This window comes from Lacinutrix mariniflava (genome assembly GCF_001418015.1).
In the GTDB taxonomy this organism is placed as follows: domain Bacteria; phylum Bacteroidota; class Bacteroidia; order Flavobacteriales; family Flavobacteriaceae; genus Lacinutrix; species Lacinutrix mariniflava.
The window spans coordinates 1,231,703-1,246,178 of the sequence record NZ_LIQG01000026.1 but is presented as its reverse complement, the minus strand read 5'-3'; the positions used below and the strand labels follow the sequence as shown (position 1 = coordinate 1,246,178).

General features: G+C 31.8%; 14 protein-coding genes. 8 read left to right on the top strand and 6 right to left on the bottom strand.

Annotation, left to right across the window (positions count from 1 at the left end; translation table 11 throughout):
• Positions 1 to 42 precede the first annotated feature (42 nt).
• The 6 genes from ASC44_RS12495 to xrtF form a co-directional block, all read right to left on the bottom strand.
• Positions 43 to 405 (bottom strand): heavy-metal-associated domain-containing protein, encoded by a 363-nt coding sequence (locus ASC44_RS12495; protein ID WP_055447918.1) that lies wholly within the window; start codon positions 403 to 405, stop codon positions 43 to 45.
• A 57-nt stretch (positions 406 to 462) separates the two neighbouring features.
• Positions 463 to 2,691, bottom strand: a complete 2,229-nt coding sequence (locus tag ASC44_RS12490) for a TonB-dependent receptor (protein ID WP_055447917.1) — start codon at positions 2,689 to 2,691, stop codon at positions 463 to 465.
• Positions 2,691 to 3,416 carry a heavy-metal-associated domain-containing protein gene (locus tag ASC44_RS12485; protein WP_055447916.1) on the bottom strand — a complete coding sequence of 242 codons (726 nt, stop codon included), beginning with the start codon at positions 3,414 to 3,416 and terminating at the stop codon, positions 2,691 to 2,693. Before ASC44_RS12485 ends, ASC44_RS12490 begins: the two co-directional genes overlap by 1 nt.
• Positions 3,417 to 3,482: 66 nt before the next feature.
• Entirely contained in the window at positions 3,483 to 3,887 is a 405-nt protein-coding gene (locus tag ASC44_RS12480) for an HYC_CC_PP family protein (protein ID WP_241491430.1), read from the bottom strand.
• Between the two features lie 59 nt (positions 3,888 to 3,946).
• Positions 3,947 to 4,375 carry an exosortase F system-associated membrane protein gene (locus tag ASC44_RS12475; RefSeq protein WP_055447914.1) on the bottom strand — a complete coding sequence of 143 codons (429 nt, stop codon included), beginning with the start codon at positions 4,373 to 4,375 and terminating at the stop codon, positions 3,947 to 3,949.
• Positions 4,368 to 4,919: an exosortase family protein XrtF gene (gene xrtF, locus ASC44_RS12470; protein WP_083476291.1), complete on the bottom strand. Its 552-nt coding sequence runs from the start codon at positions 4,917 to 4,919 to the stop codon at positions 4,368 to 4,370. The genes ASC44_RS12475 and xrtF overlap by 8 nt, the downstream gene beginning before the upstream one ends.
• Positions 4,920 to 4,998: 79 nt before the next feature.
• Between xrtF and ASC44_RS12465 the strand changes: the two genes are divergently transcribed.
• The 8 genes from ASC44_RS12465 to ASC44_RS12430 all read left to right on the top strand — a co-directional run bounded on the left by ASC44_RS12465 (position 4,999) and on the right by ASC44_RS12430 (position 14,423).
• Positions 4,999 to 5,454, top strand: coding sequence for a GAF domain-containing protein (locus ASC44_RS12465; RefSeq protein ID WP_055447913.1), 456 nt, complete (start codon positions 4,999 to 5,001; stop codon positions 5,452 to 5,454).
• A 286-nt stretch (positions 5,455 to 5,740) separates the two neighbouring features.
• A complete protein-coding gene (gene purH / locus ASC44_RS12460) occupies positions 5,741 to 7,273 on the top strand; it encodes a bifunctional phosphoribosylaminoimidazolecarboxamide formyltransferase/IMP cyclohydrolase (RefSeq protein WP_055447912.1) in 1,533 nt (510 codons plus the stop codon).
• Between the two features lie 431 nt (positions 7,274 to 7,704).
• A complete protein-coding gene (locus tag ASC44_RS12455) occupies positions 7,705 to 8,733 on the top strand; it encodes a rod shape-determining protein (RefSeq protein ID WP_055447911.1) in 1,029 nt (342 codons plus the stop codon).
• 15 nt (positions 8,734 to 8,748) lie between these two features.
• A complete protein-coding gene (gene mreC, locus ASC44_RS12450; protein ID WP_055447910.1) occupies positions 8,749 to 9,567 on the top strand; it encodes a rod shape-determining protein MreC in 819 nt (272 codons plus the stop codon).
• On the top strand, positions 9,560 to 10,069 hold the full coding sequence (locus ASC44_RS12445) for a hypothetical protein (RefSeq protein WP_055447909.1): 510 nt from the start codon (positions 9,560 to 9,562) through the stop codon (positions 10,067 to 10,069). The genes mreC and ASC44_RS12445 overlap by 8 nt, the downstream gene beginning before the upstream one ends.
• Entirely contained in the window at positions 10,066 to 11,988 is a 1,923-nt protein-coding gene (gene mrdA / locus ASC44_RS12440; protein ID WP_055447908.1) for a penicillin-binding protein 2, read from the top strand. The genes ASC44_RS12445 and mrdA overlap by 4 nt, the downstream gene beginning before the upstream one ends.
• A 5-nt stretch (positions 11,989 to 11,993) precedes the next feature.
• Positions 11,994 to 13,268, top strand: coding sequence for a rod shape-determining protein RodA (gene rodA, locus ASC44_RS12435; RefSeq protein WP_055447907.1), 1,275 nt, complete (start codon positions 11,994 to 11,996; stop codon positions 13,266 to 13,268).
• Positions 13,269 to 13,445: 177 nt separating this feature from the next.
• The gene (locus tag ASC44_RS12430; protein ID WP_055447906.1) at positions 13,446 to 14,423 is read left to right on the top strand and encodes a polyprenyl synthetase family protein; all 978 of its coding nucleotides are present in this window, start codon (positions 13,446 to 13,448) and stop codon (positions 14,421 to 14,423) included.
• Positions 14,424 to 14,476 lie beyond the last annotated feature (53 nt).

Here is a 14,476-nt window from a genome sequence, read left to right as displayed (position 1 = left end):
GCCTGAATTTAAATTCAGGCTTTTTTTATATAATTTATCCACTTAATCATTATGTTCCTCTAAAACATCTTCATCGCGATATTTACAACAAGGATGTACCGAATTATAAGCTAAATCTGTAGCTTTTATTTCTTTTGAATCATGACCAACATCTGCAATACTTTGTGTTATTGTTTTAATGTCTGTTTTACGCTCATCAAAAATTAACTTAAGCTCGTGTGTTTCTACATTCCAAATGGCAGACTTTACGCCTTTAGTATTTAAACTCGCCTTTTCAATTCTTTTTTTACACATTAAACAAACGCCATCTACTTCTATAGAGGTTCTTGCATTTTTATTTTGTGCAAATGTTAAAGATGTCATTAATAATGCTAAAACGAATACTGTACTTTTTAAAATTTTCATTGATTTCATATTATTATAATTTAAAATTATGAGGCTCGCACCTCAACTCTAATTGTTTTACTTAATTTTATATCTCAGTCCTGCAAAATAGTTAGCTCCAAATATTGGGCCATATACAAAAGTAGTATCAAAACTTGAACCAAAAGGATTATCTGCAGAAACTATTGGATTATCTTGTCTTACATTAGTGATATTTTCTCCTCCTAAATATATTTCAAATTTTGGAGAAAATACTCTTGTAACCTGAGCATTAACTGTTGCTAATGATGGTGAATATTCTGACAACTGATACGCTTCAGGATTATTTTCTGTTGAAGAAAAACGTTGTTTACCTAACCAATTGTAGGTCGCATCAAATTTCCAATTCGAATTATTTCTTACTACCGTTTCGTAAGATATATTAGCAAAAAAACGATGCTTCGCTGTTAACGCTTTTTCTAATTCACCAGAATTATATTGCGTTTTTACATCGTAATTCTTATAAGCAACACGTGTATTAAACTGATTAAAAGGAGAATAACTTAATTCCAACTGAAAACTATTAGCATAACTATTTCCTTTTAAATTATAAAAATTTACTTCTTGAGCATTTTCATAATCTACAACCACTTGGTTTTTAAAATCTGTTCTATAAAAATCTGCTGTTACTTCTGCTTTTCTTCCAAAAACTCTAAAACCTTGTAAAAACGATACGCCATAATTCCATGCTATTTCAGGATCTAATCCGTAAATACTTCCTGTTGTATCTAAAATATTTATGTTTCTAGACGTTGCAAATATCTTTTGATTTTCGGCAAATATATTAGCACTACGCTTCCCTCTACCTACAGAAGCTCTAAACACACCTTTTTCCCATGTTGTATAACGTAAATGCAAACGCGGTGTAATAAATGTACCTAATAAATTATGTCTATCTATTCTTAATCCAGCAGTAACATTTAACTTATCTAAATTAAAATAGTTATACTCTATAAAGGCACCTACTGAATTCTCTGTACGTTCAAAATTAGAGGTGTTTACTAACTCATCGTAGTGGTCGTAAGTATAGCTTAATCCTGTTTTTATTTTATGCCTAGAATCACCAATAATACTGCTATACATTACATTTGCGTATAAACTATTATGCCTAATATCATAGACATTTAAACCGTAATACGACTCTTGTTTATGACCACTATAAGCAGTTTGCACTCCAATACTTTGCCAAGGTAATTCCGGATTTACATAACCCAGTTTTGTTGAAAGCTCATAACGTTCTGTATCTATTTCGCTTCCCCAATTATTGGTTGTTAATTTATCGGTTTCAGGATCAAAATCTATTTCTCCAGATTGTTTTTCATCATTTAAATACTTCAAATTAATAAAACTAACCAATCCTTTTTCTGGATTTGTGTATTGCCAGCGATTCATCACATTAACTTGACTATACATCGGCATATCTAAAAAGCCATCATTATTAACATCATGTTTTTTATTATGCGAATTACCATGCAAATAAATTCCAGTATCCCATTTATCACTCACTTTTGTATTAAAATGTGTATTAAGCTCAAAACGCTCGCTACCTGCACCATAGAGATTAAGAAAAAACGTATTATCTGTAGTAGGTTTAACCAACTCCGTGTTAATTTGGCCAGCAATACTCTCGTAACCATTAACCACACTACCTGCTCCTTTTGTAATTTGAATACTTTCTACCCAAGTTCCCGGAATAAAACTAAGTCCAAAAGCTTGAGATGCACCACGAACAGATGGAATATTCTCTGTCGCTATTAAAATATACGGACTCGTTAAACCCAACATCTTAATTTGCTTAGTTCCTGTTACAGCATCTGCAAAATTTACATCAATAGAAGGATTGGTTTCAAAACTTTCTGCTAGATTACAACAGGCCGCTTTTAACAACTCATCACTACTAACTGTAATAATATTTTGAGATGATAAATAAGAACTTGATGTCGCTTTGTTTCTAGAGGTTATACTAATTTCGTCAAGTTCACTAGTTGGTTTTAGACCATGCTTTATGGGCTTAGCATCTAAAACTGTTAACGTATCTGTTTTATAACCAACAAAGCTAATCACTAATTTAGTGTACTCTTTTTTATAAGGCACCGAAAAGTTTCCATTAAAATCTGTTACGTTCCCAACCTTAGTTCCAAGCCAAAATACATTAGCTCCTGGCAAAGGAGAGTTACTAGTACTACCTTCTAAAATGCTTCCTTTTAATTCCTCTTGAGCTAGTGCAAACATTGGCAATAGCATTAATATACATAGTATTTTTCTCATTATATGTAAGTTTTAATTAACATAATGATTGCCATAATAATCATAATAGTATTCTCAATAAAAGTCGCTTTCGTCATAGGTAATTTTAAAGCAGTACCTAAACAAGCACATTGTATTGCTTTTTTATCTAAAAGCGTTTTTGTAACGCCAACAGTGGTAATTCCTAAAATAACAATAGTAATTATTAAAGCCATTGGAATTTGAATACGCATTAAAAAGAGTATTCCTAATGCTAATTCTAAAAACGGATAAACTTTAGCATATAAAGGAATGGATTTGGCTAAAGGATCGTACATTTTAAAAGACTCTGGAAAACCTTTTAAGTCTAAAATTTTAAAGAAGCTAAAAACAATATAAAATAAGCCCATAAAATCGAGCATAAAAGAGCTCCAATCCCAATTTTTATAATGCATTAGTATTGATGCAGCAGTTATGTAACTAAAAATTATAAATAATGGTTTTAATTGCTGAAGTTCGCTTTTATGTTCTTCAACTATAGTAGACTTAAAAACGTTTTCTTTTTGTTTTTCTGAAATCGAAAATTTCTCAGGCAAAGTCTTCTTTAGCGTTTCTATTGAAACATGCTGAGACATCTCAACAGTCACTTCTTCCTTTTCAAGGTTTACTGAAGCGTTTATTATATTTGGTAAAGCATTCAAATGTTTTTCAACCGAAGCTTTACAACCGTTACAAGTCATACCTGTAACTGCATACGTATGTATCATTGTTATGTGTTTGATTAATTATTCCTATTTAAAATTCCGTCTACGCGGAAATAAAAAGAATAAATATCAAATTAGGAAAGTCTCATCAAGAATTTGAATATCGAAATAGAGATTTGGTGGCACGTATTCCTTATGAGGCACCACTTGCTTAGGCAAGCTAACAAATAAAGAAACATAACTATAGATATAAGACGTAAGGAATAGTTGTTGTTGGGCATCAAGGTCATCAAAATTATTTAATTTCAATTCATCTTGACCTACTATTATATTAACCTCATTTTTACAACAAGATTTCTGTATTATAGTAGTGTCAACAATATCTTCGCCACAAACTTTAGCTTTTGTAAAAATAGCAGTATCCACTAAACTGCTTCCACAGTAATGAGATTCAATAGTAAAAGATAGTGTTGAAAAAAACACCACAAATGCCATCAAAAAAGATAAACTCTTATTTAAAATACTAATTTTCACATTACAAAGTTAATAAAATCTTATTTGGAAAACACATTAACATAAGCTTTAACACTATTTTATGCACCTTTTCTTTGGTAGTAAAAGGCTGGAAGTAACAACAAGAGTATTAATGGTTGAATTAGAAACCTTCGAATATTAAAAAACATAAAATAATCTTCTTGTTTCGGGTTTAATACAAAGTATAAAAACAACACCAATAGAATAACATAGGAGAAACCATAAATAACTACCGAAAATTTAATGATGCTCCAATCCTTAAAAAACACATGTAAAATTGTTAGTGAAATAACAGTATTAATAAGAAATCGTAAAGTGGTATATAACACTAGTTTTAAGACTTCTCGTCTTGGAGAGTCTAAATACAAATAGTCGTTTTGAAAAAATTGCAAGTAAGGATCGTAAAACAATTCGGTCTCAAAAGCTCTCACTAAAACCAAAAATCCGAAAAGGAAAAATAACCAAATATATTTTATATACTTATCCATTATTTTTACCAATATTAGAAAATCTATTTACCCATAACATCCATAGTAAAAATACCATTCCGTAAATAATTGCTGGAAAAATTACTGAATGTAAAATATCACTCCTCCAAGGATAATGATACAAACCCACAGCTAGTATTACAATTCTAATAAGATTTACAATGTAAATAAGAATACTTCCTGACAACAAAAATAAAACAGTAGTTTTTAATTTACCTGAGAAAGCAATTACAAAAGAAATAAACAACACAATGACACTAATAGCGTTACAACCTTCTATTATTCTGGCAAGATACTTACCTCTTACTAGTAATTTCATAGAGGGCTCATTTGGATGCTTTAACACCTCAGAACTGTAGCCTATAGTATTTAGTAGTGCTTCACTTTGGTACGCCACCAAATTAGTTATATAATCTGGATAGTACTGAGATTCAACCGAAGCATTTAAATACAATTTGTACACTATAGACAAGCAAATATATACCAACAAAAATGTAAGGATAAATTTTAATACAGACTTATATTTTACAAAGAGTGCTTTCAATTTTAATTATGAAAAGTTTTAGATTTTGAAAGGTTGAAATTACGTCTTTTTAAATACTTTTACCAAAATTTTTATCCTTATGATTTTCGATACATTAAAACCACAAGTTGAAACAATTCTTTCTAATACAGAATTCTCTAGAGATGAGCGTTTAATGAAAGTCTGCGAATTATTAGACCAAAATATTATCTATTATAATTGGGTAGGCTTCTATTTTAAAAACGGAGACAAGAACGAATTAAAACTTGGACCATATGTTGGAGAACCAACAGACCATATTATTATTCCTTTTGGAAAAGGTATTTGTGGACAAGTTGCTGTTAGTAATGAAAACTTTGTGGTGCCAGATGTTGCTGCACAAGACAACTATATTGCATGTAGTATTACTGTTAAGGCCGAAATAGTAATTCCTATTTTTGTAAATGGTGAAAATGTAGGACAAATAGATATCGATTCTAACACACCAGATCCTTTTACAGAAGCAGACGAACGCTTTTTAGAGTTTGTTTGTGAGAAAGTTGCGGAGCAACTATAACAGCAAATTCCAAATTATAAAAACTCAATTCAAAAACTAACTCGCTGTCACTTCGAGTGATTTTTGAAGCATGAAAAAATTATATCGAGAAGCAATTAAAATAATTCTCGATACAATTCGGATAAAAACAAATCGGAATCACTCGAACTGACAAAAAATAAAATAAAGATTGAGAATTCTACAAATCTTGTTAATAACTCATTCATTTAGTTAAAAAAGCAATCTTACATTAAACAATAAACACTTCTTTTTACGTAAATTTGCACGCTTAATAACACAACTACTAATGAGCAATAACAAAACAATTAAATCTGCTTTAATTTCGGTTTTTAGCAAAGATGGTTTAGAACCAATTGTAAAAGAATTAAATGCACAAGGCGTTACTATATATTCTACAGGTGGCACAGAAAAATTTATTAACGACTTAGGTATAAAAGTAGTACCTGTTGAAGATGTTACTTCGTATCCTTCAATTCTTGGAGGTCGTGTAAAAACATTACACCCAAAAGTATTTGGAGGTATTTTAAATCGTCAAAATCATGAAGGTGATGTAAAAGAGATGAAAGATTTCGATATTCCACAAATAGATGTGGTTATTGTAGATTTATATCCTTTTGAGAAAACTGTAGCTTCTGGTGCTCCAAACCAAGATATTATTGAAAAAATTGATATTGGAGGTATTTCTCTTATTCGTGCAGCAGCAAAAAACTATGCTGATGTTATTTGTGTATCTTCTGTAGACGATTACGCTGAGTTTTTAGAATTAATTACTGACAAAAAAGGTGATTTATCTGAAGACGATAGAAGAGCTTTTGCTGCCAAAGCATTTAATGTTTCTTCTCATTACGATTCTGCAATCTTTAATTACTTTAATGCAGACCATAAAATTGCTGCACTTAAGATTTCTGAAACTAACGGTAAAGTTTTACGTTATGGAGAAAACCCACATCAACGTGGTTTTTTCTTCGGAAACTTTGACGAAATGTTCACAAAACTTCATGGTAAAGAATTAAGCTACAACAACCTTTTAGATGTTGATGCCGCTGTAAATTTAATGGACGAGTTTAAAAACGACGCGCCAACTTTTGCTATTTTAAAACATAATAATGCTTGTGGTTTAGCACAACGCGATACTTTACACCAAGCTTATACAGATGCTTTAGCTGGTGATCCTGTTTCTGCTTTTGGTGGTGTATTAATTTCTAATACTGAAATTGATGCCGCAACTGCTGAAGAAATTCACAAATTATTTTGCGAAGTTGTAATCGCTCCTAGTTTCTCTACAGAAGCCGAAGCTATTTTAAAAGGAAAGAAAAACAGAGTACTTTTAGTCTTAAAAGATGCTGCTTTTGCTCAAACAACAGTAAGAACGTGTTTGAACGGTGTTTTAGTTCAAGATAGAAATAATATAACAGACACATTAGAAGATCTTAAAACGGCAACAACAAAAGCACCAACAACTGCTGAGTTAGACGATTTAATTTTTGCTTCTAAAATTTGTAAGCACACAAAATCTAATACTATTGTTTTAGTAAAAGGACGACAATTATGTGCAAGTGGAACAGGACAAACTAGTCGTGTAGATGCTTTAAACCAAGCAATACATAAAGCACAATCTTTTAAATTTGATTTAGAAGGATGTGTTATGGCAAGTGATGCATTCTTTCCGTTTCCAGACTGTGTAGAGATTGCTAAAAACGCAGGTGTTTCTGCAGTTATACAACCAGGTGGCTCTATAAAAGACCAATTAAGTATTGATTATTGTAATGGTAACGACGTTTCTATGGTATTTACTGGAACACGTCATTTTAAGCACTAGACAAATCCCTTTAAAAAAAGGGATCTTATGAATTTAAGTTAATACTTCACATGCACTTCGACTGTGCTTAATGTGACACTATTAATAACTCACCAGACCTGTCAGGTTTTAAAAACCAGACAGGTCTTTTTACATTTAATAATTCGAAAGGCTTCAGAAGAAACTAAATTAAAAAAATGTGATATTTTCCATTATTTCTAACTTGGAAACTAATTAATAAACTCACCACTTAACATTTCCGCGAAAGCGAAAAATAAAAAAATAAACGTCTAAAATTATTGTTACCGCGTATATCTATTTTCGATTGTATTATAAATCGTTCAGTTATAAAAATTTATATTACAACTATCAACAATTAACGCTGTTTTTTTGGTTAGTTTTATTACTTTTACAGCAATTCAATAATAACTTCATAAATTACTACTTAACGCATGGGATTTTTTGACTTCCTAACAGAAGAAATCGCAATAGATTTAGGAACTGCAAATACACTAATTATACACAACGATAAGGTTGTTGTAGATGCACCTTCCATTGTGGCGAGAGATCGCATTTCGGGAAAAATAATAGCAGTTGGTCAAGAAGCCAATTTAATGCAAGGAAAAACGCACGAAAATATTAAAACCATTAGACCATTAAAAGATGGTGTAATTGCAGATTTTGATGCTTCGGAGCAAATGATAAGCATGTTTATTAAAAACATTCCTGCGCTTAAAAAGAAATTATTTACACCTTCTTTACGTATGGTCGTTTGTATTCCATCTGGAATTACAGAAGTAGAAATGCGTGCAGTAAAAGAATCTTGCGAGCGTGTAAACGGTAAAGAAGTATACTTAATACACGAGCCAATGGCTGCTGCTATTGGTATTGGAGTAGATATTATGCAACCTAAAGGTAACATGATTGTAGATATTGGAGGTGGTACAACAGAAATTGCTGTAATCGCTTTAGGTGGTATTGTTTGCGACAAGTCTGTTAAAATTGCAGGTGATGTTTTTACAAATGATATTATCTATTACATGCGTACACAACACAATCTTTATGTTGGTGAACGTACTGCTGAAAAAATTAAAATACAAATTGGTGCTGCTACCGAAGATTTAGATTTACCACCAGAAGACATGAGCGTTCAAGGACGTGATTTGTTAACTGGAAAACCTAAGCAGGTTCAAATTTCTTATAGAGAAATTGCTAAAGCTTTAGACAAATCTATTCTAAGAATTGAGGATGCTGTAATGGAAACATTATCGCAAACACCTCCTGAATTAGCTGCAGATATTTACAATACTGGAATTTATTTAGCCGGTGGTGGTTCTATGCTTCGTGGTTTAGACAAGCGTTTATCTCAAAAAACAGATTTACCTGTTTACATTGCTGAGGATCCTTTACGTGCTGTTGTTCGTGGAACTGGGATTACCCTTAAAAACCTTGCGAAATACAAAAGTGTATTGATAAAATAAAACCAGTCCTAATAAATGCAACAAATAGTAAATTTTATACTAAGAAACAAAACGTTTCTTCTGTTTGCGCTATTGCTATTTATTTCGGTAATGTTAACGATACAATCGCATAGTTACCACAGAAGCAGGTTTATAAATTCGGCTAATTTTGTAAGTGGTGGTATTTTTAACACCTCTAATAACGTTAGCGATTATTTTGGCTTAAGAGAACAAAACATATTACTTCAAGAAGAAAACAACCAGTTAAAGTCTATTCTTTTTAATACCGAAAGCACTACGGATTCTACTTTTGTAGATAGTTTAAGTTATGCAAGCCACTATAAGCTTACAGCGGCTCAAGTAATAAAAAACAGCTATGCTGCAACCAATAACGTTTTACTTTTAAATAAAGGAGAAAACGATAGTATTAAACAAGATTTTGGTGTTATTTCAAGCAAAGGTCTTATTGGAATTATTGAAAAAACAAACGCGAAATATGCAACTGTACTTTCAATTTTAAATACAACCAGTAGTATAAGTGCAAAACTTAAAAAGACCAATCATTTTGGATCTATAAAATGGGATGGCCTATCTCCTAACCACATACAGCTTTCTGAAATACCAAAAATAGCTCCTGTTGCTACTGGCGACACTATTACTACTTCTGGTCGTTCTACAATTTTCCCTAAAGGCATTCCTATTGGCACAATCTCTAAATTTAATTTAGATACAGCTGAAAATTATTATGAGATTGAAGTTGTTCTTTTTAACGACATGACAAATATTGAGCACGTTTACATTATTGAAAACAAAGACGCAAAACATATAGAAAACTTATTAGACAACAATGACTAATCTATTATCTATACATACCGTTCGTTTTATAGTCTTACTTTTATTACAAGTACTATTACTAAGTCATGTCAATTTTATGGGTTATATAAACCCGTATCCATATATTTTATTCATTTTACTATTTCCTATAAAAAATAACAGGATGCTATTTATTCTATTAAGCTTTCTCTTAGGCTTGCTTATAGATATGTTTTTAGATTCTGGAGGTATTCATGCAGCAGCAGCTGTAACAATCGCATTTATTCGTCCTGTTGCTCTAAAGTTTAGTTTTGGATCTGTTTACGACCACCAAACAGTAAGGTTTAGTAACGTAGATTTTGGACAACGCATTACTTACATTTCAATATTAACGGTTATTCACCATTTTATTTTGTTTTCACTTGAAATATTTAACTTTTCTAAAATACTTTTAGTACTAAAAAACACGTTATTCTCAAGTATATTTACTATTATAATATGCCTTTTAATATCAATAATTTTTAGTGGCACAAATAAAAAATGAGACAATTTTTACTCTTCCTTTCGGTTATACTTGTTGGTATAATATTTACTGCGAGATTATTTTACTTACAAATCTATAATTCGGATGCTGATAGTATTTTAAATGACAATGCCATTAGAAAAGTTTACGACTACCCAAAAAGAGGCTTTGTTTACGATAGAAACGGAACCCTTTTGGTAGCCAACCAGCCGTCTTACGATGTTATGGTAATACCAAGAGAAATAGAGCCGTTAGATACTTTAGAGTTTTGCAAGTTGTTAAAAATTGATAAAGCCCGTTTTGATAGTCAGTTAAAAAAAGCCAAACATTATTCTTGGCGATTACCATCTCCTTTTGTTTCCCACTTATCTAAAGAAGACTATGCTGTACTTCAAGAAAAAATGAGAAAATTTACTGGTTTTCATATTCAGAAACGTTCTTTACGTCAATACGAAACTACCATTGGAGCCAATGTACTAGGTGATATTGGAGAAGTAAATAATAGAGATATAGCAAATGACCCATACTATAAAATGGGTGATTTAATGGGAAAGCAGGGTGTCGAGAAATCTTACGACTCTATTCTTCGCGGAAGAAAAGGTATTAAATTTATTCAAAAAGACAGATTTAATAGAAACATTGGACCATACAAAGAAGGAGAGTTCGATACGATTCCAGTGCAAGGAAAGGATATTAAAATAACTATAGACTCAGACCTTCAAGCTTATGGAGAATGGCTAATGCAAAACAAACGCGGTGGAATAATTGCTATAGAACCGAGTACAGGAGAGATTTTAGCAATGATTGCTGCTCCAACATACAATCCTAATGATTTAGTAGGTAGGAAACGCTCTAAAAACTTTAATAAACTAATAAGAGATACAATAGCGAAACCATTATTTAATAGAAGTTTACAAGGTGTTTACAATCCTGGTTCTCCTTTTAAATTAATGAATGCACTTGTGGCGTTACAAGAAGGTGTTGTACCAATAAGCGAAAAAATAACATGTCATAACGGTTATAAATATGGAAATCGTTTTATGGGCTGCCATTGTGGTGGAGGCCCAAGAGATATGGTTTTAGGTATTCAAAAATCTTGTAATGCTTATTTTGCAACAGTTTACAGAAGAATTTTAGATAAAGATGGCAATGCGTCGGAAGGTATAGATCATTGGAGCAAACATGTAAAGAGTTTTGGACTTGGTAAATATTTAAATAACGATTTGGCTGTTGGCCAAAAAGGAAGAATACCAAATAGAAAATATTACATGCATGCCTATCCAAAAGAGTTTTACTCTACCTACACAATCTCTAACGCTATTGGACAAGGAGAAATTGCTACTACTCCAATCCAGTTAGCAAACATGATTGCAGCTATAGCAAATAGAGGTCACTATTACACGCCTCATATTGTAAAATCTATTGAAGGAGAAACACTTCCTGATAATTTTACAAAACCGAAACATACAACAATAGACAAACAACATTTTGAACCTGTAATTGAAGGCATGTTACAAGTTTACAAAAAAGGAACAGCAAGCAGCCTTCAAGTAGAAGGACTTGATATTTGTGGAAAAACAGGTACGGTAGAAAATTTCATGAAAATTGACAGTGTAAAAACACAATTAACAGACCACTCAATTTTTGTTGCTTTTGCTCCAAAAGATAACCCGAAAATAGCTTTAGCTGTTTTTGTAGAGAACGGTTATTTTGGAAGTCGTTTTGCAGGTAAAATAGCCAGTTTAATGATTGAAAAATACGTTAACAAAACCATTACAAGAAAAGACTTAGAAAAATGGCTACTAACACATAGTTTAGAAAACGAATATGCAAAACCATATTCTGGCGAGCCTTTTCAAATAAACCGTGGATCGCAATATCAAGTTATTCCAATGGATGAGGTTATCGATTTACCGGAAGAATCTAATCTCAAGTTATAAAGTTAATGAGGCAAACTGATAGACATTTTAAATTCGATTGGATTACCATCATGCTTTTCTTTATGTTGGCTGGTTTTGGTTGGTTAAATATTTTATCTGCTTCGCATACAGGTGAAATTATCGATTACTTTAGTTTTACAGAATTTTATGGTAAGCAGCTTATATTCATTATACTTTCTGTTGTATTAATTATTCTTATTTTATCTATCGACGCTAAGTTCTACGAACGCTTTTCGAGTGTTATCTATTTCGCTTCACTACTCTCCTTAGTGGGCTTATTTATCTTTGGAAAAAGCATAAATGGAGCCACATCCTGGTACGATTTGGGAGGTATGACTTTACAACCAAGTGAATTCGCTAAAGCAGCAGCAGCCTTAGCAGTAGCAAAATACGTAAGTGATTTACAAACAGATATAAGGCAATTTAAACATCAAATTAGAATTTTTGCTATTATTGTAATCCCTGCATTTCTTATTTTACTGCAAAAAGATGCAGGTAGTACGCTTGTTTATGGCGCATTTTTCTTCGTATTATATCGCGAAGGTCTTCCAAAAATCTATTTAATTATTGGTTCTCTGTTAATAGTTTTAGCTATTTGCGCTTTAAAATTTGGAGTAGTTATAACTATGTTTATTACTGCTATTGTTGTGTTTAGCTACTATTTTTCTAAAAAGAAGAAACCATCATTCTTTCAACCAGTAGTAACTTTAACCATTGCGCTATTAATATCTTTTGTTGTTCGTTTTACTTACGATACGCTTTTACCTTTTCATCAAAAAGACAGAATTACAATATGGTTAAGTCTTGAAAAAGATGCTGGAAAGCTAGAGAAAATGAAAAAAGAAGCTGCTTACAACCTTATAGAAAGCGAGAAAGCCATTAGTGCTGGCGGTTGGAAAGGCAAAGGTTTTATGGAAGGTACAAGAACTACAGGTAAGTTTGTACCAGAACAGCATACAGATTATATTTTTACAACTGTAGGCGAAGAATGGGGATTTATAGGCAGCTTTGGTGTTGTTCTTGTTTTTGTTCTTCTTATTTTACGAATATTACATTTAGCCGAACTACAGAAATCACAATTTAGTCGCGTGTATGGCTATTCGGTTGGAGCCATATTATTTATACATTTTTTAATTAATATTGGTATGGTTATGGGCTTAATACCGACTATTGGTATTCCACTACCTTTGTTTAGTTATGGAGGTTCTGGTCTTTGGGGATTTACTATTCTGGTTTTTATTTTTGTTAAACTAGATTCTAATAGAATTAATGAGTGGTAATGTTAGAGAGATTTAAGACCGCTTAGCCGCAAGACATAATACCGCTTTCGCTGAAAGACTTAAGACAGCTTCGCTTTGAGACTGAGAACTAAAAAAAATGATTAATAAAAAGATTACAACCTACATCTATACTTAAAAAACAAACTTTATTAGTAGCTTTGTAATTCAATATATATTTTGAAAATAACTGAACAAATAAAACAACCCATCGCATACGAAATGGATCTTTTTGAACAAAAGTTCCGTTTGGCTATGGCCTCTAAAGTTGCTTTATTAAATAGAATTACACATTACATAGTTAATAGAAAAGGCAAGCAAATGCGACCAATGTTCGTGTTTCTTGTTGCTAAAATGGTTTCTAATGGAGACGTTAAAGACCGTACTTATAGAGGAGCATCTGTTATAGAATTAATACACACAGCAACTTTATTGCATGACGATGTTGTAGACGACAGTAATAAACGTCGTGGTTTCTTTAGCATTAATGCCTTGTGGAAAAATAAAATAGCAATACTAATTGGTGATTATTTACTCTCTAAAGGTTTATTATTATCTATAGATAATGAAGATTTCGACTTGCTTAAAATTATTTCGGTTGCAGTAAAAGAAATGAGCGAAGGCGAATTACTGCAAATTGAAAAAGCAAGACGCCTTGATATTACCGAAGATGTCTATTATGAAATTATAAGACAAAAAACAGCTACCTTAATTGCTGCTTGTTGTAGTCTTGGCGCAGCTTCTGTAAAACCAGATTCACCGGAGGTTGAAACCATGCGTAAGTTTGGAGAACTTATAGGTATGGCTTTTCAAATAAAAGACGATTTGTTCGATTATGGAACTAAAAGCATCGGCAAGCCTGTAGGTATAGATATTAAAGAGCAAAAAATGACTTTACCGCTTATTCACGTGCTTAATATTGTGAGTAAAAAGGAAAAGAAATGGCTTATAAATTCTATTAAAAACCATAACAAAGACAAAAAACGCGTTAGCGAAGTGATTGCTTTTGTTAAAGATAATGGAGGCTTAGAATACGCTGTTACAAAAATGAAAAACTTCCAAACTGAAGCGTTACAAATACTACAACAATTTCCAGATTCTGAATATAGATCTTCTTTAGAATTGATGGTGAATTATGTGATTGAGAGAAAAAAATAATTTTTTTTCAATCCTCAGGCAACCTTTTCTATAAAGTTTGCGTCTTTATAAAT

Excerpts from the sequence above, each read along its gene's own strand:
- ASC44_RS12495 (WP_055447918.1), bottom strand. The coding sequence starts at position 405 with ATGAAAATTTTAAAAAGTACAGTATTCGTTTTAGCATTATTAATGACA.
- ASC44_RS12490 (WP_055447917.1), bottom strand. The coding sequence starts at position 2,691 with ATGAGAAAAATACTATGTATATTAATGCTATTGCCAATGTTTGCACTA.
- ASC44_RS12485 (WP_055447916.1), bottom strand. The coding sequence starts at position 3,416 with ATGATACATACGTATGCAGTTACAGGTATGACTTGTAACGGTTGTAAA.
- ASC44_RS12475 (WP_055447914.1), bottom strand. The coding sequence starts at position 4,375 with ATGGATAAGTATATAAAATATATTTGGTTATTTTTCCTTTTCGGATTT.
- ASC44_RS12465 (WP_055447913.1), top strand. The coding sequence starts at position 4,999 with ATGATTTTCGATACATTAAAACCACAAGTTGAAACAATTCTTTCTAAT.
- purH (WP_055447912.1), top strand. The coding sequence starts at position 5,741 with ATGAGCAATAACAAAACAATTAAATCTGCTTTAATTTCGGTTTTTAGC.
- ASC44_RS12455 (WP_055447911.1), top strand. The coding sequence starts at position 7,705 with ATGGGATTTTTTGACTTCCTAACAGAAGAAATCGCAATAGATTTAGGA.
- mreC (WP_055447910.1), top strand. The coding sequence starts at position 8,749 with ATGCAACAAATAGTAAATTTTATACTAAGAAACAAAACGTTTCTTCTG.
- ASC44_RS12445 (WP_055447909.1), top strand. The coding sequence starts at position 9,560 with ATGACTAATCTATTATCTATACATACCGTTCGTTTTATAGTCTTACTT.
- mrdA (WP_055447908.1), top strand. The coding sequence starts at position 10,066 with ATGAGACAATTTTTACTCTTCCTTTCGGTTATACTTGTTGGTATAATA.
- rodA (WP_055447907.1), top strand. The coding sequence starts at position 11,994 with ATGAGGCAAACTGATAGACATTTTAAATTCGATTGGATTACCATCATG.